The organism is Enterococcus sp. RIT-PI-f, assembly GCF_001297065.1.
GTDB lineage: Bacteria > Bacillota > Bacilli > Lactobacillales > Enterococcaceae > Enterococcus_D.
This window is the reverse complement of record NZ_LHOX01000009.1, coordinates 39,865-61,472: the sequence shown is the minus strand read 5'-3', so window position 1 is coordinate 61,472 and position 21,608 is coordinate 39,865. Positions and strand designations below refer to the sequence as shown.

The following is a 21,608-nucleotide window of genomic DNA, read 5'->3' as shown; positions in this document are numbered from 1 at the left end:
GACGTTTTTTGTCGATTCAAATCAGTTGCCATAATAAGCACAGCAGCAAACCACCAGCATAACAACTATTGAATAAAATCATGTTCTTGATCGAATAACCAAAGCTCTTCGGATGAGGCAGACTGGCTTGATGTGCCTTCAAATTTTGGCGAATTTTAGGCAAGGACAAGAAGACCAGTAAAATCGGCCATTGAAAAATCCCAAACAAGAAACCTAGCAGCAAGGCGGCATATGACGCCAGCATCATGCCTTGAAACAATTGGATCCCATGTTGACGGCCAATATAATAGACCAACGTATACCGATGGTTCTCGATATCCGCTTCTAAATCCCGTAAATTATTGGCCAACATAATATTGGCGATCGTAAACACCAACGGTAAGGAAGCCAACACGATGGCGCAAACCGCCCAAAGATTGCCAATCAGACCAAATGTCCCACTCGCAAAATCAAGGGCTAGATAAAAGACTTTTTGATTCACAGTATTGATATAGATTGTGATCGCAAAAATCCCCAAGCCCATCGTAAATCCACTAAAGACTTCACCTAACGGCATCCGAGACAGCGGGATTGGCCCAAAGGTATAAAAGACCCCAATGAAACAAACCACAGCCCCCATCACCAGCAGCAGCCAACCTGTCGCATAGGTCAAATACAAGCCAATCACAAAGGTCAATGCCAACATCCCAAAAATCATGTTGCGCACCAATGCTTCCGGTACTTTTTCTCGTCCAATCACATTGTGTTCAAACTTGTATTGCTCTGATTTGGCTTTTCTAAAGTCCATATAGTTATTGATCGATGTGGTGGTCAAATCAAAAACCAGCATACCGATAAAAAAGATGACTGTATTTATCGGATGTATTTCATGAAAATACACCAAAGAGAACAGTACCCCCATCACAAAGGGAAACACACTTGCTACTTTGGTCCGCAGCTCCACAACTTCTAAAAATACCGCAAGGGACATTTGACTCCTCCTACTCTAGATCTGAACGATCTCCCATCGTATACCCAGATTCATCCGACAATTCAAAGGTATCTTTGATGCCATCTGTCACATAGACAATGTCTTCTTTGGTGATGAAAATCGCATCCGTACCATCTTCTGTATGTTCTTCGATGTACGCAAGCCCTTCCTTGACCCCTTTATCAAAGGCCACAGTCGTTAACCCATCGCCATCGATAGATTTGTCGGTAATGACAGTCACACTCGCTACATCATTGTCATAAGGATAGCCAGTTTCTGAATCAAAAATATGATGGTACGTCTGATTGCCGACTTTCAAGTAGCGTTCATAAATACCTGATGTGACGACTGTTTTGTTGGTTTCTTTGATACTGCCAATGATCGAGCCACGAGATTTATTTGGATCTTGAATGCCGACATTCCACGGTTCATCTTCCCCGCGATTGCTATGACCAAGCACATAAACATTTCCGCCTAAATCAACGATTGCTGAAGTGACCCCATTGTCTTTCAACACTTTGACCACTTCGTCTGTGATGTATCCTTTGGCGATCGCACCCAAATCAATGATCATGTCTTTGTCCGGCAAATAAACCGTTTGGTCATCGTCATTGAATTCAACTTTATTGTAATCGATATGTTTCAACGCTTCATCGATCTCTGACTGTTCTGGTTTGCGGGCATCGTCAAATCCAATGCGCCACAATTGTGTGATTGCACCGATCGCCATATTGAATCCGCCATCCGACTTTTCACTATACGCATAAGCGTCCTTTAACAAGTAGTAGATATCATCGGACACTTTGACCGGTTTGATCCCAGCCTGAGAATTGATCTCATCGATCTCAGAACCCGATTGATTGATCGTGATCTTGTCCCCCAACTCCTTGATGCGGGCAAAAGCTGGTTCCATCGCAGATTCCTTGCCTTCATCATAAATACGAATACGGGTATAAGTGCCTAACAAAAATTCTTCTTGATAATAAGGATCGTCTCTAAGTGTGGTTGTTTCCTTTTCACTGCCGCATGCTGCCAACATTGTGACACATAAAACAATCATCAGAAAAAACGGTAATTTCTTTTTCATGATTTTCCTCTTTTCTATTGATTTCAACCATCATATAATAGCCTTTTTTTGCATCGATGAAAAGGGTTTTTCCATGATTCGGTGCTGGTTTTAGGATTCTTTAATGGTCGGAGAAAATAGCATGCGGATTTCACTTCGTGGGTGGTTCACTATGAGCCACCTCGTTCAAACATACACGAATACTGCCTGAATAAAAGAGAGCTTATCGATCGTTTCACTATCAATCAATTGATGCGCGCTTTAACATTTCCATTGTCTTACGTCTCAACGATATGCGCATATTTCTTTAATAATTTATAAATGGCTTTTTCTTTTTTGGATAGTTTGACTTTAGAGGAGAACAAATAGGTGCGTCGTGAAGACAGTAAAGCTCTATGTAATTGGTTATAAATAATACTTTCTACCTCTTCTTTTTCTTTGCTTGTTAAGGTGATATTTGATTGCCCATTTTTTATCAAGTAGTAGGAATACTCCAAGCAACTCATTTTATACACAAAAGCAGAAAAATCGATTTTATCTATTTTCAAAAAAACATCCTTTCATTTGTTGGTATGTCTAATTAGACTTATACTGAGGCTTTTGACTTCACTATATAATGGACAGTACCAGAATAGATACTCACATTTTTCACACCACGATGAATCTCGTGAAAAAAACAGCTAGGTATATACTTTTTGATGGACAAAAAAACAGCATCCCTCAGGATGCTGTTCATGTATTGATAGAAGCTTATTTAGTTAACGTATTACTTTGGTGATTATTAAAGATATGTCATCCGAACTTCTGAATCAATTATAGTTTTCCAAAAGTAGACGTGGAAACATCTGTAATGACTATTGGTTAGTTATGTATCATTTTGAGTATTTAATATTCATGGAAATATGTTCTTAAAGTTAAGTAAACCGTCACTTGATTTTGTTTTAATACTTCATTTTGGCTAATGATTATGTCATATGTCTTTCATACAAAATATTAACAAGCTTAGACAAGGCCCTAACTGATACAAAGCATTCCATTCCATTTGACATCTCCACTACTCGTTCATGTTTTTTAAGACAAGAGACATGATTTATATTAATCAAATAAGACTTATGACTCCTATAAAAATTAGGCAACTTTTTTTCTACATTCTTCATTGTATCATAAAATTCTATTTCGCTATTTTCTGTATATACAATGATTCGATGTGCTGATGTTGAAGCTTCAAACGCGATAATTTCATCTATTGATAAACTTTGTTGTGTGTCGCCTATTTTCACTTGAAACAGCTTTTTCTTACCACTGCGATCATTGACATATCTTTGGTAGGCCGTCTTGATACAGCTTTGGACTTTTTCTTGCAACTGATCATTTTGATCTTTCATAATGAAATCCATTGCTTCTATTTTATAGGTGAAAGTCAAAAATGACATTTCCGTATGTGTGGTGACAAATACGATTTTCCCTAAATCATCTAACTCTCTAAGCTCAGAGGCTAGCATCATCCCATTCATTTCATGACCTAAATCAATATCCAAGAAGTATAAACCCACATTTTCAGGATGTTGCTGGACATAATCTAGAATTTCTTTCGGGTCATCAGAAGACAGTGTTAGTTTCATATCTAAAGCTTCGATCATAATAAATTTTTTGACAATTTGTTCTATTTTTTCTCGTTGCTTTCTATTGTCCTCACATATATAGACTGATAGCATCATATGTCCCTCCTAGTAATAATGAATTGTTGGGTAAACAATTGATCTTTGATAGTGGTTTTTAGCACTACATTTTTATAATTAGCTAACATCTCTTTTATATTGCTAAGACCAAGACCTCTATTTTCTCCTTTGGTAGAAAATCCTTCTTTTTTAAGTAATTGAATAGATGGCATGTGAACTGCACAATCATTTTGAATAATGATTTGTGTTTCTTTTTTATTTTTAAAGATAGCAATAGCTAACTTGCCAATTCTTAATTCTTCTAGTGCTTCAATCGCGTTATCTAATAATATTCCTAAGGATCTGACTAAAATTATGGAATCTAGCGGAAAATCTTCAATCACTTCTTTGATTTCTAAATCTATCTCTATACCAGACATTTGAGCAGTTACTAGTTTTAACGCTAAGACACTTTTGATTTCTCTTTGTTTAATATTTTGCAGCTCCGTTAATTTAAAGTTCATATCTGAAATCCCTTCAGACGTTGGTTTGATCTCATTTAAGTAATAATCTTTTAAGCCCGAAAAATCATCGGACATAATGTAATCATCCAGAGAATTTAAAATATTCTGAAAATCATGCCGAAACTTTCTAACTTCTTTATATTGGTTTTCAATTGACTCCGTATATTCCATTAGTACTTTATAATCCGACTCTTTTTTGATCAAGTTATATTTTTCTTTCATCGTTCGATAGTAGAAACTGAAAGCTATGATAGATAAGCATAAATATAATAAAAAGAAAAAGAAGTTTAACCGAATCAAGTCTGATGTATTACCTAGATAAGAACCAAGAAAAATATTGCAATAGTACGTAATAAGAATGAAAAAATTTATAAATATGAATATATTGTTATTTCTTAAATCTATTTGCTTGCTTATCCTAAAATATTTTAAAATATATGAAACAACAAATGTTAAAATCATCGTAACCACACCAAAATAAATACCGTAAAAAGTTTGATTAGAAAATGAAGTTTCCATATAACCTTCATTCCCCATAAAAAATACTAATACAGATGTTAAATGATCAGAAATAACTAATAAAATAGACGCATTTGAAACAATTCCAAGAGATCGAACCCAGTTATTGTTGCGTTGAAAATTTAACATGTATACACTAATGAGCATAAATAAGGCACCATATATCCCAATAAATATTCCAGATATTGCTGAACACACACACAATATAACAGCCGGAATTATTTGCTTCGAATGTATCGTTTTAACAGTACCGTTATCTAGAAAATAACTAACCAGAAATAATAAAAATGACTGATAAAATGTATAAAGATGCCACATATTTATGGATCTCTCTTTCTTTTAGAGTTACACTTATTATATCATTAAACAATTTATCAAATTCGCATATTAACTAAAATAAATCAAAAAAATTATGTTTTTCGATTAATAATCACATTATTTCACCTAAAGTTTTATTTTCAATTGATGGTTTTCAGCAAATTAACTATAAAAACATCTGTATCAAACTTTAAACTGAAAAAACACTTCCTAGAATCGAAACCACGAAGTGTTTAAAAATATGGATATAAATGTATTGTGTTTTTAAAGATCAAAGAAAATTCGCACAATTAATCATAGACTATTTTGCATTGTGTGTGCATACATCAATCATTCCTCCTCAAAAACATTCACAGTTATATCTCCAAAACCCAATTCAACTTTTATTGATCCTTGTGTAACACTTTTCTGATCTGGCTGGCTGACTACTCCTTGATTGGTTTTTAGTTCATATGAATTGGCAAATACTTTATCTTGCTCTATATACACATTACCTTTGTTAATCTGAACTAATAGTTTTTCTACATTTGTCTCATCCGTTGTACGGACAATCATTTTTAACTTGTCACCACTTATTTTTGCTACACTTATTCCCATTGATGTAGCAAAATCAAGAACCATTTCTTCATTACCTGGATGAAAGTCAGCTAATTTTTCTGCAAATGAAACGGGCATAAGCCCTTCTAATAAAAGTTGATTCGTTTCTCCTTTTTGCAAATAAATATCTACATCCTGACTAATTCCTTTTATTGTTATATTCTTCATTTGGTCAGACGTTAGTTCCCAATTTTTATTTACATAGGCTTCATCTTCATTTACATAGCTAAAAACCAGCAAACCCATCGCGGTCATACAGCATAAAATGATTAATAGTTTCTTTTTCATCCTTATACCTCTACTCATTACTTTAATTCTTTCTTCTGAACCATTATTATCGTTCCAATACCTATGAAACATAGAACCACAAATCCACTTACCAACATTTTTACCAACTGCGTTTGACTTATCGCGTCCACTTGAGCTACTAGTGCAAGGTTTTTAAATAAATAATATTGTGATAACCTTTGTGTGTTTATGCCGAAATGACCTAAGAATATATTTGCAATATCTTCGCCTAAAAGCACAAACAAGACATAGGATGCTGTCGATAAGGCTGCTGAATTCTCTAGGCTGAAGAAAAATAGCCCTATGACTAAAACAACAAGATATAGTACAGTTTGAACGCCTACAATTCTTACAAAACCGGGAAAATCAACGTTTCCTTGAAGAATCAAAGTATATACGAATGAAAAACAACTATATATCATAACAAATAGAATACCCATAATAAATGTAATGGCGACTTTGCTTACATAATATCTTTGTCTTGAAAGTCCGGAGATAAGTACAGAATTTATCGTTCTATTTACAAAGTCATTCTGCCATATCAACACATAAATGGGGATAAACAGCATAGGCAAAAAGATTGTTCCATTAATCAATAAATTATGAAGTAATGACAGTCTATTTTCTGTTGACAATATCTGGACAGCGAGTAGAACTGCAAACATTTCAAGGAGTACTACCACATATATTATCTTTGATTTTGATAATCGGTACATATCTGCCTTAATTAACTGAGACATGGTGATCTCCTCCAACTATTTCTAAAAATATATCCTCCAACTCTTTTCTCACATGCTGTAGTTGATAGATACTAATTTTCCGATCAGATAGCATCTCGCAAAAAGTAAGCAATGTCTCATTATCTGTACGAAAAGTAATTTTGTTATTTTCTAGACTTAATATGTCGATACATTCTTCTTCAATCAGCTTTAGTGTCGCTTCCTTATCTGAAACAGCTAAAATATAAGTACATGTTAGCTGCTCTTCTAATTCGCTATTGGAAAACTCTTTGATTAATTTTCCATCCTGAATAATACCGTATCTAGTTGCTACCATTGATAGTTCTGAGAGGATATGGCTAGAAATAATAACGGTCGTTTTCAATTCTTGATTGATTCGATGGATCATCTTTCGCATTTCAATGATTCCAGCTGGATCTAAACCATTTATCGGTTCATCTAAAATCAATACATCTGGATCGTTTATGATTGCCAATCCTATGCTTAATCTTTGACGCATCCCTAAAGAAAAATCACGAACTTTTTTCTTATACGTTTTTTCCAACCCGACAAATTCAAGAGTCTGTGCGACAACAGTTTTTCCAGTGACATTTTTTTGAATCGCAGCATAGGATAAATTTTCAAAAGCACTTAATTCTGGATAAACAGCTGGAGATTCTATAACTGCACCAACCTTTATATCTTTTTTGGAAAAGTCATATTCACCCGATGTGGGGAAAGTCAACCCAGTCATGATTCGCATTAATGTAGTTTTACCTGATCCATTTTTACCAATAACTCCATAAATATCTCCTTCATAAACTGACATATTGATATGATCCAAAGCTGTAGATTCCTTATATTTTTTTGTCAAATCAGTCGTCTTAAAGATTAGTCTGCTCACTAGTTGCCACTCCTTGTTAAATTAGGTTACCCGACTATAATATCGTCTAGCCAATCTGCGAATTCAGATAGTACAGTGCCTCTTTCTGGCGTCCATTCTACCTTGCTAATTAATTCCCCTTCTTTGAAATGTGCAAGTGTTGGTGTGTATATTACATTGTAGGTATCTTTGAATGTCTCCCATTTATTTTTATCTTGCCTCAACTTTGAAACATTCAAATACATAATTCTCTGATTCATACTCCTTTCTTCAAGCATCGAAATGAACCTTGGTTCAAAGTCAGTACAATCACCGCAATCAGTTCTTCCAATATAAACTAGCAATTCACTATTTTGAACATTTGCTTCAAAAGATTCAAAGCTTAATGAATCCATATAATCGTAAATTTCTGGATAGTCCATCTTAGCTTGGTACAATTCTTCTTTATGTTGATTTGATTTTTCTTTTATTTTTAAGTTGCTAGCAGCGCTTATAGTTAGAATGAATATCATAGGAAGTAGCAGTTTTTTATATTGTTTTAAGCTCATCTCTTTTTCCCTCCCCTAATTCCGTTTCAATCACTTTATCCACTAAAAACCCACTAATTGAGCCTTCCAAATGAAGGAGTTCAACCCACTTCCTATCCATGGAAAGCAACAGATTCCTCACCTGATCTTTTAGAAATGAGGTATTGTCGATTAAGGAACCATTATCAATAAATAATAAAAAATGGCTATCTTCTTCTAAATGATTGAAGATATCGTTCACAAAAACATCCACTTGGTCTTTTCCATTTTGTTTTATAAATAATTGGTTATTAACTATCATTATGATTTCAGTATTGTATATGTGCAGATCGTCATTTTTACTCTTAGGATGACATTTGAGCAGCTTGAAAATTTCTAGCATTACAACTGGTTCACCATTCGCCTTTTCTACCATTTCGAAAGATGAAAATGGAATGCTTGTTAGTTTGCTATTTAAATTCTGTAACATACCTCCTGCCTCCTTTTTTATTTGTCTAACTACTTATAGTTTATATAAATTCATCAAAGGCACACATTTCTTTCGCCAAATATATAATTTCAGTCTTAAACGCAATTTCACGAGAAAAATTAACGATTAAGACTTCTTAAGTGTTCTGTTATAGTGTTGTTTCTTTTCACCTAACAAAAAAACAGCATCCCTCAGGATGCTGTTCATGTATTGCTAGAAGCTTATTCAGTGACAAAGTTGTCAACTTCGATTGGTGTTTGATCGCCTTTTTCAGCAGCGTTCAATAATTGTTGTGCATAGATCACAAAGCTGTGGAAGCTGTGTGTCGCACCTGAAACGACGTCCATGTCAGCAACTGACCCATCTTCTGCATTGACTGCTGTGACGAATTCTTCGTTGAAGTTTGGAATGAATTCTTCAGGGTTGGTACCAGATTTTGCTTTCATGTTTTCGTTGTAGTCGGCATCATCTTTCTTCGATTCGCCAGCTTCATTGACATAGTCATAGTTTGATTCTGATACTTTGCCATCGGCAACTGTGATAGAGAAGGCTACTCGGTAACCGTTAGAATAGTTCTTTTCTTCTAAAGTATATGTTCCATCTTGCAAGTCTGCGCCATTATCGATCTCGATCGTTTCTGTATTGCCGGCTTGTGCTGCTTGGATCAATTGTTGTGCATAGTTTTGGAATGAATCAAATGAATGTGTCGCACCTGAAACCACTTCGATCGAAGATGGGCTTTGGGCAGCAACCAACTCTTCATTGAATTTAGGAATAAATTCTTCTGGGCTGATACCTGCTTTTTCTTTCATCGTTTCATTGTATTCAGTGTTTTCTGTTTTTGATTCGCCATCGGCATTGATGTTGTCATACTTAGACTCTGTGATCTTGCCATCTACGACTGTGATCTCAAATGATACTCTATAATCATTTTTATAATTCTTTTCTTCTAACTTGTAAGTGCCATCTTGCATAGGCGCGCCAGCCACCACTGTCGCTTCACTTTCACTTGTTGCCGTTGATGATGCCACTGTAGAACTTTGTGATGTTGTTTCGTTAGTTGACGAAGAGTCAGCACTGTTGTTGTCTGATCCGCAGCCCCCTAACAATAACGCTGCGAATGAAAATACTGCCATACCTACAATCAATTTCTTTGCTTTCATGATTATCCACCTTTTACTATATTATTTTTCCCACAAAAAAGTTTGTGATATATATAACATTGTAAAGTAAATTATCAATATGTCAACCGCTTACTTAACGCTTTTTCACATAAATTTACTTTCTTTTTTGATTTCCGGAAATTTTCACGAATTTCATGAAATCCCTATTTTTTTCAACAGAATAGTTAGACAAATGGAACTTTTCTCTATATAATAGGAGCGATTGTGTAATTATTATCATAGATTATTTTTTACTAAGGAGAGATTTGCAATGGCAAAGAAAAACATTGTCGTTGTCGGTGCGGGTTATGCAGGGGTTTCTGCAACAAAGTACATGGCAAAAAAGCTAAAAAAAGACAATGATGTTGAGATAACATTGATCGACCGTCACTCTTATCACACGATGATGACTGAACTGCATGAAGTCGCTGGAGGACGCGTTGAACCAACTGCGATCCAATACGATCTGCAACGTTTGTTCGCCCGTAAGAAAAATGTCCGCTTGGTTACCGATACTGTAACAGGTATCGATAAAGAAAATAAAACTGTTCAAACAAAATTAGGCAGCTATTCCTTTGATTACCTTGTTCTTGGTATGGGTGGCGAGCCAAACGACTTCGGTACGCCTGGTGTTAAAGAACATGGCTTCACGTTGTGGTCATTCGACGATGCTGTCCGCATTCGCGAACATATCGAAAAAACTGTCGCAAAAGCAGCGATCGAACCGGATGCAGCTTTGCGTAAAGCAATGTTGACATTCGTTGTCTGCGGTTCTGGATTTACTGGGATCGAAATGATCGGTGAACTGATTGAATGGAAAGACCGTCTAGCAGAAGATTACAAGTTAGATGCAAGCGAGATCAGCCTGAAAGTCGTTGAAGCAATGCCAACGATCTTGAACATGTTGGATCGTAACGATGCAGCTAAAGCAGAACGTTACTTGAAGAAAAATCATGTTGATTTGGTCTTGAACGCACCAATCGTTGAAGTCGCACCTGACCATATCAAATTGAAAGATGGGTCAACTGTACCAACGCATACCTTGATTTGGACAGCTGGTGTGAAAGGAACGAGCGATGCAGCTGACTTTGGTTTGGAAACAGCCCGTGGGTTCCGTTTGGTTGCCAATGAATATATGGAAGCCAAAGGCTATGAAGACAAAAATATGTATATTATCGGTGACTTGGTTTACTTCGAAGAATTCCCGAATACGCCAACACCACAAATCGTGCAAGCAGCTGAACAAACTGGTCATACTGCGGCAAGCAATATCGTAGCAGCCATCAAAGGCGGCGAGAAACATAAATTCAAAGGGAACTATCAAGGATTTATGGTATCGATCGGCGCGAAATGGGGCGTAGCGAACTTATTTAACAAAATTCATTTAAGTGGTTTCTTAGCCATCATTATGAAGCATATCGTCAACTTAAAATATTTCTTTGATATTCGTTCAGGTTACTATATGTTCCAATACTTGATGCATGAAATTTTCCACATCAAAGACGACCGGACAGTGGCCCGCGGCCATACTTCTCGTTATGGTAATGTCTTGTGGAGTGTGCCTTTACGTATTTTCTACGGTTTGGTTTGGTTCATTGAAGCCTTTACCAAAATCTTAGGCGACAATGGTGAAGTATTCAAACCAAGCACTTGGTTTGGTGAAGGTTCTTGGTTCCAAGGAAACAGTGTCTTCCCATGGACTTGGGAATATCAAACTGTTGCAGACGCGGCAAGTGGCGCGAGCGAAGCGGCAGATGCAGCAAGTGCAGCAAGTGGCGCTGGTGAAGCAGCTGGTGAAGCGGCAACACAAGCAGCGCATTTCGGTTTAAGCTATGCTTACGGCGAACAACCAATGATCGTGATCGAAAAATCACCTGATTGGTTCACAAAAGTGATGCAATTCATCATGCCGAACAACGATGTCGCAATGTTCTTCCAAAAATTCATGGTCTTCGCTGAAATTGCTTTGGCTTTGGCTTTGATGGCTGGTTTGTTCACATGGTTAGTCAACGCAACAACGATTATCTTGGTGATCACTTTCTGTATGTCCGGCATGTTCTATTGGGTCAACATCTGGTTCATTCCAGTTGCCTTCGCCTTGATGAATGGTTCTGGCCGCGCAGTTGGTTTAGACCGTTGGGTGATTCCATGGTTGCAACGTACTGTAGGTAAATGGTGGTACGGTACACCACGATCTTTATACGGCAAAAAATAATCCTTTGAGGATCAATTCAATAGCACGAGAAAAGACTGAGACAGCCTGATTTTTGATCAGTGTCTTAGTCTTTTTCCAAATTATGGATCGTTCCTATGCACTTGCCTATAAATTGGCGGATAGACCTAGTAGAAGAATGGGTGATTGTGCTAGAATGAAACAGATCCCATGTCAGAACAGGAGTCTTATGATGACAAAATTGAAAACATTTATCAAAAACGCCCATTTAAAACCGTGGGACGGCGTGATCATCCTCCTCTTGATTCTCAGCTCTTTTTTGCCAATCCTCATTTTCGGGCAAACACAAACAGCAACCAAAGAAGCTGTTTTGCGGGTGGATGGCACTGAGATCAAACGTTTTGATCTCGTAGAAGGACAAAAAAGCTATACCTATCTTTACGAAGATGAAGATGGTGATTATAATTTACTTGAAATAGATGGCGATCGTATCCGGATCAAAGAAGCCAATTGCGGTGATCAGATCTGCGTACGTCGCGGCTGGGCCAGCAAAAACGGCGAAACGATCGTGTGTCTGCCCCACAAAATGGTGATAGAAATCCAAGCTTCAGATGGGAGTGAAACCGACGATCTGATTTATTGATCGTTTGCTTATGAGTCGATTACAACGAATAATTTTCATTTCCCTCTTGGTGGCACAAGGTGTCGTGATTGGCTTAGTGGAAAATATGATCCCTTATCCTTTCGCTTTTGCACCTGGTGCCAAGCTGGGATTAGCGAATCTGATCACGATCATCGCCTTGTTCACGATGCCAAAAAAAGACAGCTTTTTGCTGATCTGGCTGCGATTGATCCTCACCACATTGCTCGGCGGGACTGTTTCCACCTTCTTGTACAGCATGAGCGGCTCGCTACTCAGTTATTTCGGCATGCTCCTAGTGAAACAATTAGGGCCTAAAAGAGTCAGCATTATCGGGATTAGTGCGGCAGGCGGTTTTTTGCATAATGTGGGCCAACTGGTGACCGCTTCTTGGATTGCACAATCATGGAGTGTGATGCTCTATTTACCTGTCTTGTCTTTTTTTGGGATTTTGTCCGGGATCGCAATCGGGATCGCCGCCAATTACTTATTACAACGCGTTGAAACGCTTCGTCGTTTTCAACTGGATTATGAGCGTCAGACAAAGGTCAAATGGCGCACGACGGATTCAAAATAAAGGAGCCAATTATGAAACTTCATTCAATGTGGCAAGAATATCCAGCACTGCAAGCTGACTTGTCTGCCTCCTTGCAATTAATGGAAAAATCGCTCAAATTAAAAAATAAGGCTGTTGAAGAAGCCATTCTCGCTATGATTCATTCCGGCGGTAAATTATTGCGCCCAGCCTATCAACTCTTATTCTCTTCCTTTGGCAGTGAGAAAGATCCTGAAAAAGCGGTGGCATTGGCGGCATCGATCGAAATGCTGCATACGGCATCATTGATCCATGATGATATCGTTGACCACGCAGATACACGTCGCCGCTTGCCAACGATTCGGTCACAGTTTGGCAACGATGTGGCGGTTTATGCGGGTGATTACTTATTTGTCTGCTGTTTCAAATTGATGGCGGATTATGCCAGCTCTATGAAAAGCCTGCAAATGAATTCCCGCAGTATGGAAAAAATATTGGCTGGCGAATTGGGGCAAATGAGTAAACGATACGATGTCAATGTGACGGTCGCCGATTACTTAGAAAATATCAGCGGCAAAACAGCTGAATTGTTTGCTTTGAGCTGTTTTATCGGGGCATATGAAAGCGGCACTTCGCTGCGGTTTGCCAATCAAGCCAAAGAAATTGGCGAATCAATTGGATTGGCTTTCCAAATCATGGACGATATTCTTGATTATAGCCAAGCTTCTGCTCAGCTTGGCAAACCGGTTTTGGAAGATGTCCGTCAGGGGGTCTATTCACTGCCCTTATTGTTGGCATTAAAGACTGACCGGACGCAAATGCTGCCGATATTAGCCAAAAAAGACGCCATGACAGATGCAGATACCCAAGTGATCTATCAACTGGTGCAAGAGGGGCAAGGGTTGGTTGAGGCCAAAAAATTAGCCGCCAAATACACCGATAAAGCCTTGCAAGGCATCAAGAAACTGCCAGAAACACCAGACGAGAGTAAAGACTATCTTTATCGCATCACTGAACAAATTTTAAGCCGCACAAACTAATCAAAAAAAGTTGTTGAGGAAGCCCCTCAACAACTTTTTTTTAACGCATCGTGACAAATTCTTCTGAACCCGTTGGATGGATCGCCACTGTCTGATCAAAATCAGCTTTTGTTGCCCCCATTTTGATTGCGACTGCGAAGCCTTGCAGCATTTCATCCACACCTACACCAATAGCATGCAGGCCAATGATTTTTTCTTCTTTGCCAAGACATACTAATTTCATTTCACATTTTTGCCGATAGTCATTCAAAGCAAAATACATCGGCGTAAAGCGAGAACGGTAAACCTTGATTGCTTCTCCATATTGTGCGCGGGCCGCTTCTTCGGTTAGACCAATCGTAGCAATTGGCGGATGCGTAAAGACAACCGTCGGTACGAGATCATAGTCCAAATAAGATTCGGACTGTCCGTTAAACAACCGTTCAGACAAGCGGCGGCCAGCGGCGATGGCTACTGGTGTCAAATCTAATTTGCCGATCACATCGCCGACTGCATAGATGTGGTCAACGGTAGTCGTTTGATATTTATCAACCACAACAAATCCTTTTTCATCTAATGTGACATCCGTGTTTTCAATATTCAACTGATCTGTATTCGGGATACGGCCCCCTGCGAATAATACACAATCGCCACTTAGCGTAGCGCCATTTTCAAAGGTGACCGTATAGATTTCCTCTTCTTTCGTGATAGCAGTCGCAGTATAACCAGCATATGTTTCGATACCCGCTTCTTGGTACATCTCTACTAAGTTATCTGCTAACATCTGATCAAAAGTCCGTAATGGCCGTTCTTTGCGATAAGCCCAAGCCACCTGACTGCCTAGTTGCTGACTGACACCACTGATTTCTGCAGCGATATAGCCAGCGCCTAAGACGATCATCCGTTTAGGGGCTTGTTTGAGGGCAAAGAAACCATTAGAATCGATCGCATATTCGCCACCAGGTATACGCATTTTACTTGGTTTGCCACCTGTAGCGATCAGGATATGTTTGCCTTTATAGGCTGTGCCATCGACAGTCACTGTATGGTTATCCACAAACTGTGCATAACCTCGAATCACATCGATATGATTGCTATCTAAGCCTTTTTGATAGGCTGAATGCAAAAACTCAATATATTTTTCGCGTTTATCCACAAGCTCTGCGAAATCAAATTTATCCACATGTGGATAAATTCCGTAACTAGGTGCATCCCGCTTGATCATCTCCAGCATTTCACTGGCTTGCCACATCACTTTTTTGGGCACACAACCGACATTGACACAGGTACCGCCTAATTCATTTCCTTCAATCAATAATACTTTGGCACCATGCATGCCCGCACGATTAGCAGAAGCAATCCCGCCACTGCCGCCGCCTATCACTATGTAATCATAAGTTTCCAAATTTTATTTCCTCCCTTTGCTATCTTCTTAGCGTAACTATGTGCCACTAGGTTCCTTTAGTGCTGTTCCTCTTCCATTCTGTCATACGGAGCATGATAGAATGGAAGAGGATGGACAGCAAAAAGGCCGAGAATAACTCTCGACCTTATTTTTTCTTCCGAATCATATCTCCAACGGCTACTGGTTCTTTGACCGGCATCGTTAAAAGCATCATTGGATTTGGTGCGCGATCGATGGCTTCACCATCTTCATTATACATGACTTCCACAGTTTGGTGAAAGTGATGGAATCCGGGACCATAAAATTCGATCTCATCGCCGACTGAAAAGTGATTTCTTTGGCGAATCGTGGCGGTTTGGGTGATTGGGTCATACGCCATGACTTCCCCGATGAATTTGTATTGCGGGATTTTGCGCCGGGCTCCGAATAGTTGTTCATTTTCACTTGGTGTATCGTAATAAAAACCTGAGGCCAATTCTCGTTGCGCCACTTTCCATAACTCATCGATCCATTCTTGTTTGCAGACATAATTGTCAGGATCGGCCATATAACTGTCAACGGCTGCTTTATAGACATTGGCTACTGTGGACACGTAGTGGATCGATTTCATGCGCCCTTCGATTTTAAAGCTATCGACACCGTTTTGGATCAAATCAGGAATATGTTCGATCATCGACATATCTACTGCACTCATGGAGTATTCTTCTTCAATTGCGCCGTTTTTGGTCAAACTGTTCCGTTCTCCTGCAAAAGGCATATCGAACAAGTCATACTTCCAGCGGCAAGATTGCGAACACCCGCCGCGGTTGGCATCTCGCATCGACATATGGTTCGATAACGTACAACGACCAGAATAAGAAATACACATCGCGCCATGGATGAAGGCTTCAATCTCAACACTTGTATGTTTGCGGATCTCAGCCACTTCTGACATCGAAACTTCCCGTGCCAAAACCACACGTTCCAAGCCTTCTTCCCGCCAAAACTCTAGTGTTTCGTAATTGGTGGCGCTAGCTTGTGTCGATAAATGGATCGGCAAACCTGGGGCTTCCGCAGCACAAATACTGATCAATGCTGGGTCAGATACAATCACAGCTGAAATGCCGACATCCCGTAACTCTCGGAAGAATTCTCCCGCGCCTTCTTGGTTGCCCTCATGGGTGACCATATTCGCTGCCACATAGACCTTGGCATCATGGGCTTTGGCAAAAGCAACGCCTTCCGCCATCTCTTCATATGTAAAATTGCCGGCACGACTGCGTAATCCATAGGCATTACCGCCGATATAGACAGCGTCTGCGCCATAATGGATCGCTGTTTTTAATTTTTCTAACGTCCCAGCAGGTGCCAACACTTCTGGTCGTTTCAATGCTTGTTTGACTGTCATTTCCGATTGCTCCTTACTTGATATCATCACGATCAAAAGAATAAAATCCAGTATCCAGTCCCCGATTTTGCGGGTGAAGTGCTTGGATTTGTGTGCTCAGATGCATGGCATCAGCTGTTGTGAATTGATCGGTTTCAATTGCCGCTTTGGCTTGCGCAAACAAGGCCGCAATGTCGACAAAATCAGTTCCTCGTGTATATAGTCCATCCAATTTCCACGTATGATAGCCATGTTCTGTCAATTCCAGCAGTTGTTCCATCAAATTAAGATCGTTATTGGCAAAAATATGGGTACCATGACTGTCTTCATAAATTGAATAATGGGTTTCTTCTTTTTTAGGTTCCGATAGAAACAATCCGCGTTTATGATTTTTTTCTTCTGTTTGCTGCGTATAGTGATAATAATTTTGCAGTAACGGCCGTTTCGATTGGTGAATACAAGTTGCACCATAGACCAATACTTCTACTGGAATATCGACTTGCGGCGCAAGGTCTTTCATTTCATCGAAGGGAACTTCCCGCGCTAAGACTGCACCAATTGCACCTTTTTGGCCCCAAAAATTGATTTGGCGTGCACTGGTAACTAAGGTTTCAGCTGCATATATAAATGGCAGCGCACATTCAGGATTTTGCTGCATGCGGTAAATAATGCCTGGATCACCGATGGCAATTTGATCTGCTGCTTGTGCCCGCAAAAAACGTAAATATTCGGGGATCAAAGTCATTTTTTCGGGATGCATGATCCCATTGACAGCAATTGTTACTTTCTTGCCTGCTTGGTGGGCCATTTGGATCAATGTAGATTGTTCTTCACGAGAAAAAGATGCCGGCAAACGCAGTCCGAATGTTTCTTCTCCAAAAAATAAAGTATCGATATAGGGCATGATCGCCGTCGCTTGTTCGATCGATTCGACCGTTGCAATAATCTCGACCATAGTGCGCCTCCTTTTTTTTAACTCATTCATAGTATCACATAGATAGCAAGTTTCCAATAGTCTCCGCTATTCTTTCTTTCACGAAAAATGGTGTCGATCAGTTTTTATTGCTGATATAGAAAGCTTTTACATGGAAAATATTTGTGAATATCCACGCATATCTGACAAGATCTTCTTGATACGAATGATACATGAATGCAATCAAATACAAACAGCCATCGATTTTGCTTACGATGTCTGTTTGTTGAGGATGCCTATTTAAACTGGTAATGGTAAGGAAATCAAATATAGTGCTGCAAGGAAAATCAAGATACACGTGAATAAAATCAAATTTTCTCGTTGATCATGATTGGGATGTAGATATGCATCAGATTTTGGCCGGTCCTTGATCATCCCATACTGCCTTTTTCTTCTTATGCATGCAATCCCTGCGCCTATGAGCAAACAAAAAAGACATAAGAAAAAGAGCTGAATAAATAGATACAACTGTCTGGCGGCAACAAGATACAACAATAGATAATCGATGAATTTCAGCGTAAATATACTCACCCTTCTTATCTTGCGTCCATAATAGATATAGGCATATCGCATCCTTCTCACTCCTTTGCCTTTCCTTTTCATAATATTTATTTAGCGATTCATTCCTATCGTACCATCAAAGAGAATCCCCATCAATAGATGGATCAACGGGCCTTTTCGTTTCTCATACATGTGCAAACAAAAAAGAAGACAACAGGATACCTGCTGCCTTCCGTGATTAGACTTGTTGCAATACTTTGGCTTGGCCTTCTTTGACATTTAAGGTGATCGTTCCCTTAGAGGCACCGATCGTGACTTTGTCACCTAAATGGATTTGTCCAGATAGCAAGGCTTCACTCAACCGATCTTCTACTTCTTTTTGCAGTGCACGTCGGATAGGACGGGCACCATATTCAGGATCGAAACCAGCCTTGCCGATCACATCGATGGCAGATGGCGTGATTTTCAATTGAATGTCTTGTGTCGCCAAGCGCTTGATAATCGACTTGCTCATAATTTTGACGATTTCGTGGATCTCGCCTTCACCCAATGATTGGAAGACGACTGTTTCATCGACACGGTTCAAGAATTCTGGGCGGAACGCTTTCTTCAACTCTTCAAGAATCCGTTTTTGCATTGCTTGATGGTCTTTGGTCAGATCCGTCACATTGAAGCCAACACTTTTTTCTTCTCGGATTGCTTGTGCCCCGATATTTGATGTCATGATCAAAATCGTATTGCGGAAATCGACTTTTCGGCCTTTGGCATCCGTCAGATGGCCATCATCTAAGACTTGCAATAGAATATTGAAAACATCTGGATGGGCTTTTTCGACTTCATCCAGCAAAATGACTGAATAAGGCTTAGAGCGGATTTTTTCGGTCAGTTGTCCACCTTCATCATAGCCGACATAGCCTGGCGGCGAACCAATCAATCGACTGGTACTATATTTTTCCATGAACTCAGACATATCGACACGGACTAAGGCATCTTCGCTGCCAAACATGGCTTCCGCTAGGGCTTTCGCCAATTCAGTCTTACCCACGCCGGTTGGGCCTAAGAACATAAAGGAACCAATCGGACGGTTAGGATCTTTCAACCCGCTTCTGGCGCGTCGAATCGAACGGGCAACGGCTTTGACCGCCTCTTCCTGACCAACAAGACGTTGGTGCAAGATTTTCTCAAGATCTAATAAGCGTTCGCTTTCTTTTTTCTCCATTTGCTGCAAGGGTACACCTGTCCATTGAGACACGACAGTTGCGACATCTTCGGAAGTTACGCTATCTGCATAGCCTGATGATTCTTTGACTTCCATGAAAGCTACTTCCGTTAATTGCTGGGTCAATTTCTTTTCTTTGATCCGCAAACGGGCTGCGGCTTCAAAATCTTGCTGGCGAATCGCAGCTTCTTTTTCTTCGATCAAATTGGCGATATCATTTTGCAATTCAGCCAATTCTGAACTCTCATCCGTGCGATCCAAGCGGACCTTGGCTGCCGATTCGTCCATCAAGTCGATGGCTTTATCAGGCAATTGACGGGAATTGATGTAGCGAACAGACAATTGAACGGCTGCATGCAATGCTTCATCAGAAATTTCTACGCCATGATGTTCTTCATAACGTGGACGTAAGCCACGTAAAATTTCTTCGGCTTCTTCAGGTGTTGGTTCATCCACTTGAACCCGAGCAAAGCGCCGTTCAAGTGCGGAATCTTTTTCGATATATTTTTGGTATTCATCTAGTGTAGTTGCCCCGATAGTTTGCAGTTCCCCACGGGCCAATGCTGGTTTCAAGATATTTGAGGCATCGATCGCGCCTTCTGCACCACCAGCACCAATCAAGGTGTGCAATTCATCGATGAAGAGAATGATTTGCCCATCTTGATAGATTTCATCGATGATTTTTTTCATCCGATCTTCAAATTCGCCACGGTATTTCGTGCCTGCCACCAATGCACCCATATCTAGCATCATCAAGCGTTTGTTCTGCATATCTTCTGGGACCTCGCCATTGATGATCTTTTGGGCTAACCCTTCAGCAATCGCGGTCTTACCTACACCAGGTTCACCAACCAATACTGGATTGTTTTTGGTCCGGCGACTCAGAATTTGGATCAGCCGTTTGACTTCTTTGGCACGGCCGACAACAGGGTCTAAGCGTTTGTCACTGGCCAATTTGGTCAAATCTCTCGCCAATGAATCAAGGGTTGGCGTGCCTTGTGGCTGCGCCTTTCCTTGGGCTGGACGACGACGACCGGCTGTACCATTTTTGGTTTCACTAAAGCCCATTTTTTTCTTCAATAATTGCCGCATTTTGGCTAAGCTTAAGCCCAAATTCAACATGATGCGAGACGCCAGAATGTCTTCATCTCGTAATAGTCCCAGCAATAAATGCTCTGTACCAATTTGCGGAGCCCCTAATCGCTTGGCTTCATCTCCTGCAAAGGCGAAGGTATGTTTCGCCCGTGGCGAGTAAGCCAAATAGGCGTTCTCTGGATAATGGCGTACAGTGCCATATCCGGTCAAATGTTCGATTTCTTCACGTATATCATTTTCAGTGATATTCATTTCTCGTAGTGTTTTGCCAGCAATGCCATTTTGTTCAATGACTAAGGCAAGCAAGATGTGTTCTGAACCAACGGCTTGGTGCTTAAAGTATTTCGCTTCTTCTTGCGCAATCGCCAAAACGGCTTTCGCGCGTTGGGTGAATAGTTCATCCATCTCTTTCACTTCCTGTCTTCATAACTTAATCGTTCTAGTATTGCATGGAGCAAATCTGCGCGTGTTCTATTTTCATAAGGAGAACGTCCTAGAACTGCTTTCGCGATGACGGTCAATAATAAATTGCCTTCTCGCTTGGACAGGATTCCTTCCTCGTACAGCTTTTGAATAATCGCATAGGCATCTTTTTCAGAAATCGTTTCATCAAATAATTGATTGATTTCTTTTAAATAGTGATGGCTATCTGTAATTTTGACTTTTTCGATCCGAATGTATCCGCCCCCGCCTCGCTTGCTTTCAACGGTATAGCCCCGCTGTACGGTAAAACGGGTATTGATGACATAGTTTATTTGTGAAGGCACACAATTGAAAAGGTTGGCCATTTCGGCACGGCGAATTTCAATGATTTCGCTATCTTCAAGGATTTTTTTCAAATAGGCTTCAATCAAATCGGAAGTGTTATGATGACTCAATTCATTTCCCTCCCTTGACTAATTCTGACCTTCATTATACCCAAATTTTACGTCGTTGCAAAGACGTACGCTTAACAGGAGGCGTTTACTAAAGGAATTTTTA

21 protein-coding genes are annotated in these 21,608 nt (G+C 39.7%); 4 read left to right on the top strand and 17 right to left on the bottom strand.

What is annotated here, in order from left to right; translation table 11 throughout:
* Positions 1 to 16: 16 nt before the first annotated feature.
* The 11 genes from menA to pplA form a co-directional block, all read right to left on the bottom strand.
* Entirely contained in the window at positions 17 to 970 is a 954-nt protein-coding gene (gene menA / locus AEQ18_RS02965; RefSeq protein WP_054114876.1) for a 1,4-dihydroxy-2-naphthoate polyprenyltransferase, read from the bottom strand.
* A 10-nt stretch (positions 971 to 980) separates the two neighbouring features.
* Entirely contained in the window at positions 981 to 2,057 is a 1,077-nt protein-coding gene (locus AEQ18_RS02960) for an FAD:protein FMN transferase (protein ID WP_054114875.1), read from the bottom strand.
* 257 nt (positions 2,058 to 2,314) lie between these two features.
* A complete protein-coding gene (locus AEQ18_RS02955; protein ID WP_054114874.1) occupies positions 2,315 to 2,584 on the bottom strand; it encodes a hypothetical protein in 270 nt (89 codons plus the stop codon).
* A 417-nt stretch (positions 2,585 to 3,001) separates the two neighbouring features.
* Positions 3,002 to 3,754, bottom strand: a complete 753-nt coding sequence (locus AEQ18_RS02950; RefSeq protein ID WP_235505477.1) for a LytR/AlgR family response regulator transcription factor — start codon at positions 3,752 to 3,754, stop codon at positions 3,002 to 3,004.
* Positions 3,751 to 4,422, bottom strand: a complete 672-nt coding sequence (locus AEQ18_RS15890; protein WP_235505476.1) for a sensor histidine kinase — start codon at positions 4,420 to 4,422, stop codon at positions 3,751 to 3,753. Before AEQ18_RS15890 ends, AEQ18_RS02950 begins: the two co-directional genes overlap by 4 nt.
* Before the next feature lie 963 nt (positions 4,423 to 5,385).
* On the bottom strand, positions 5,386 to 5,940 hold the full coding sequence (locus AEQ18_RS02940) for a hypothetical protein (RefSeq protein ID WP_054114871.1): 555 nt from the start codon (positions 5,938 to 5,940) through the stop codon (positions 5,386 to 5,388).
* Positions 5,941 to 5,957: 17 nt separating this feature from the next.
* Entirely contained in the window at positions 5,958 to 6,680 is a 723-nt protein-coding gene (locus tag AEQ18_RS02935; RefSeq protein ID WP_054114870.1) for an ABC transporter permease, read from the bottom strand.
* Positions 6,664 to 7,563 carry an ATP-binding cassette domain-containing protein gene (locus AEQ18_RS02930; RefSeq protein WP_054114869.1) on the bottom strand — a complete coding sequence of 300 codons (900 nt, stop codon included), beginning with the start codon at positions 7,561 to 7,563 and terminating at the stop codon, positions 6,664 to 6,666. The genes AEQ18_RS02935 and AEQ18_RS02930 overlap by 17 nt, the downstream gene beginning before the upstream one ends.
* 26 nt (positions 7,564 to 7,589) lie before the next feature.
* Positions 7,590 to 8,090 carry a thioredoxin family protein gene (locus AEQ18_RS02925; protein ID WP_054114868.1) on the bottom strand — a complete coding sequence of 167 codons (501 nt, stop codon included), beginning with the start codon at positions 8,088 to 8,090 and terminating at the stop codon, positions 7,590 to 7,592.
* Positions 8,071 to 8,538: a hypothetical protein gene (locus tag AEQ18_RS02920; protein ID WP_054114867.1), complete on the bottom strand. Its 468-nt coding sequence runs from the start codon at positions 8,536 to 8,538 to the stop codon at positions 8,071 to 8,073. Before AEQ18_RS02920 ends, AEQ18_RS02925 begins: the two co-directional genes overlap by 20 nt.
* A gap of 221 nt (positions 8,539 to 8,759) precedes the next feature.
* Positions 8,760 to 9,701 carry an extracellular electron transfer flavoprotein PplA gene (pplA, locus tag AEQ18_RS02915; protein ID WP_054114866.1) on the bottom strand — a complete coding sequence of 314 codons (942 nt, stop codon included), beginning with the start codon at positions 9,699 to 9,701 and terminating at the stop codon, positions 8,760 to 8,762.
* Between the two features lie 271 nt (positions 9,702 to 9,972).
* Between pplA and AEQ18_RS02910 the strand changes: the two genes are divergently transcribed.
* From AEQ18_RS02910 to AEQ18_RS02895, 4 genes are all read left to right on the top strand, one after another.
* On the top strand, positions 9,973 to 11,916 hold the full coding sequence (locus AEQ18_RS02910; RefSeq protein WP_054114865.1) for an NAD(P)/FAD-dependent oxidoreductase: 1,944 nt from the start codon (positions 9,973 to 9,975) through the stop codon (positions 11,914 to 11,916).
* A 190-nt stretch (positions 11,917 to 12,106) separates the two neighbouring features.
* Positions 12,107 to 12,517, top strand: a complete 411-nt coding sequence (locus AEQ18_RS02905) for a NusG domain II-containing protein (protein ID WP_054114864.1) — start codon at positions 12,107 to 12,109, stop codon at positions 12,515 to 12,517.
* A 10-nt stretch (positions 12,518 to 12,527) separates the two neighbouring features.
* Positions 12,528 to 13,091 carry a Gx transporter family protein gene (locus AEQ18_RS02900; RefSeq protein WP_054114863.1) on the top strand — a complete coding sequence of 188 codons (564 nt, stop codon included), beginning with the start codon at positions 12,528 to 12,530 and terminating at the stop codon, positions 13,089 to 13,091.
* An 11-nt stretch (positions 13,092 to 13,102) separates the two neighbouring features.
* Entirely contained in the window at positions 13,103 to 14,089 is a 987-nt protein-coding gene (locus AEQ18_RS02895) for a polyprenyl synthetase family protein (protein ID WP_054114862.1), read from the top strand.
* A gap of 40 nt (positions 14,090 to 14,129) precedes the next feature.
* Here AEQ18_RS02895 and gor read toward each other — a convergent pair whose 3' ends face one another.
* The 6 genes from gor to AEQ18_RS02865 form a co-directional block, all read right to left on the bottom strand.
* A complete protein-coding gene (gene gor, locus AEQ18_RS02890; protein WP_054114861.1) occupies positions 14,130 to 15,473 on the bottom strand; it encodes a glutathione-disulfide reductase in 1,344 nt (447 codons plus the stop codon).
* 145 nt (positions 15,474 to 15,618) lie between these two features.
* Positions 15,619 to 16,860, bottom strand: a complete 1,242-nt coding sequence (locus AEQ18_RS02885; protein ID WP_054114860.1) for a peptidase U32 family protein — start codon at positions 16,858 to 16,860, stop codon at positions 15,619 to 15,621.
* A 13-nt stretch (positions 16,861 to 16,873) separates the two neighbouring features.
* On the bottom strand, positions 16,874 to 17,794 hold the full coding sequence (locus AEQ18_RS02880) for a peptidase U32 family protein (protein ID WP_054114859.1): 921 nt from the start codon (positions 17,792 to 17,794) through the stop codon (positions 16,874 to 16,876).
* Positions 17,795 to 18,052: 258 nt separating this feature from the next.
* On the bottom strand, positions 18,053 to 18,385 hold the full coding sequence (locus AEQ18_RS02875) for a hypothetical protein (protein ID WP_054114858.1): 333 nt from the start codon (positions 18,383 to 18,385) through the stop codon (positions 18,053 to 18,055).
* Positions 18,386 to 18,551: 166 nt separating this feature from the next.
* The gene (locus AEQ18_RS02870; RefSeq protein WP_054114857.1) at positions 18,552 to 21,032 is read right to left on the bottom strand and encodes an ATP-dependent Clp protease ATP-binding subunit; all 2,481 of its coding nucleotides are present in this window, start codon (positions 21,030 to 21,032) and stop codon (positions 18,552 to 18,554) included.
* Between the two features lie 5 nt (positions 21,033 to 21,037).
* Positions 21,038 to 21,505: a CtsR family transcriptional regulator gene (locus tag AEQ18_RS02865; protein WP_054114856.1), complete on the bottom strand. Its 468-nt coding sequence runs from the start codon at positions 21,503 to 21,505 to the stop codon at positions 21,038 to 21,040.
* Between the last annotated feature and the right edge of the window lie 103 nt (positions 21,506 to 21,608).

Bases quoted from the DNA above. Each gene is read 5' to 3' on its own strand.
- menA (WP_054114876.1), bottom strand. From the start codon at position 970: ATGTCCCTTGCGGTATTTTTAGAAGTTGTGGAGCTGCGGACCAAAGTA.
- AEQ18_RS02960 (WP_054114875.1), bottom strand. From the start codon at position 2,057: ATGAAAAAGAAATTACCGTTTTTTCTGATGATTGTTTTATGTGTCACA.
- AEQ18_RS02950 (WP_235505477.1), bottom strand. From the start codon at position 3,754: ATGATGCTATCAGTCTATATATGTGAGGACAATAGAAAGCAACGAGAA.
- AEQ18_RS02940 (WP_054114871.1), bottom strand. From the start codon at position 5,940: ATGAAAAAGAAACTATTAATCATTTTATGCTGTATGACCGCGATGGGT.
- AEQ18_RS02935 (WP_054114870.1), bottom strand. From the start codon at position 6,680: ATGTCTCAGTTAATTAAGGCAGATATGTACCGATTATCAAAATCAAAG.
- AEQ18_RS02925 (WP_054114868.1), bottom strand. From the start codon at position 8,090: ATGAGCTTAAAACAATATAAAAAACTGCTACTTCCTATGATATTCATT.
- AEQ18_RS02920 (WP_054114867.1), bottom strand. From the start codon at position 8,538: ATGTTACAGAATTTAAATAGCAAACTAACAAGCATTCCATTTTCATCT.
- pplA (WP_054114866.1), bottom strand. From the start codon at position 9,701: ATGAAAGCAAAGAAATTGATTGTAGGTATGGCAGTATTTTCATTCGCA.
- AEQ18_RS02910 (WP_054114865.1), top strand. From the start codon at position 9,973: ATGGCAAAGAAAAACATTGTCGTTGTCGGTGCGGGTTATGCAGGGGTT.
- AEQ18_RS02905 (WP_054114864.1), top strand. From the start codon at position 12,107: ATGACAAAATTGAAAACATTTATCAAAAACGCCCATTTAAAACCGTGG.
- AEQ18_RS02900 (WP_054114863.1), top strand. From the start codon at position 12,528: ATGAGTCGATTACAACGAATAATTTTCATTTCCCTCTTGGTGGCACAA.
- AEQ18_RS02895 (WP_054114862.1), top strand. From the start codon at position 13,103: ATGAAACTTCATTCAATGTGGCAAGAATATCCAGCACTGCAAGCTGAC.
- AEQ18_RS02885 (WP_054114860.1), bottom strand. From the start codon at position 16,860: ATGACAGTCAAACAAGCATTGAAACGACCAGAAGTGTTGGCACCTGCT.
- AEQ18_RS02880 (WP_054114859.1), bottom strand. From the start codon at position 17,794: ATGGTCGAGATTATTGCAACGGTCGAATCGATCGAACAAGCGACGGCG.
- AEQ18_RS02875 (WP_054114858.1), bottom strand. From the start codon at position 18,385: ATGCGATATGCCTATATCTATTATGGACGCAAGATAAGAAGGGTGAGT.
- AEQ18_RS02870 (WP_054114857.1), bottom strand. From the start codon at position 21,032: ATGGATGAACTATTCACCCAACGCGCGAAAGCCGTTTTGGCGATTGCG.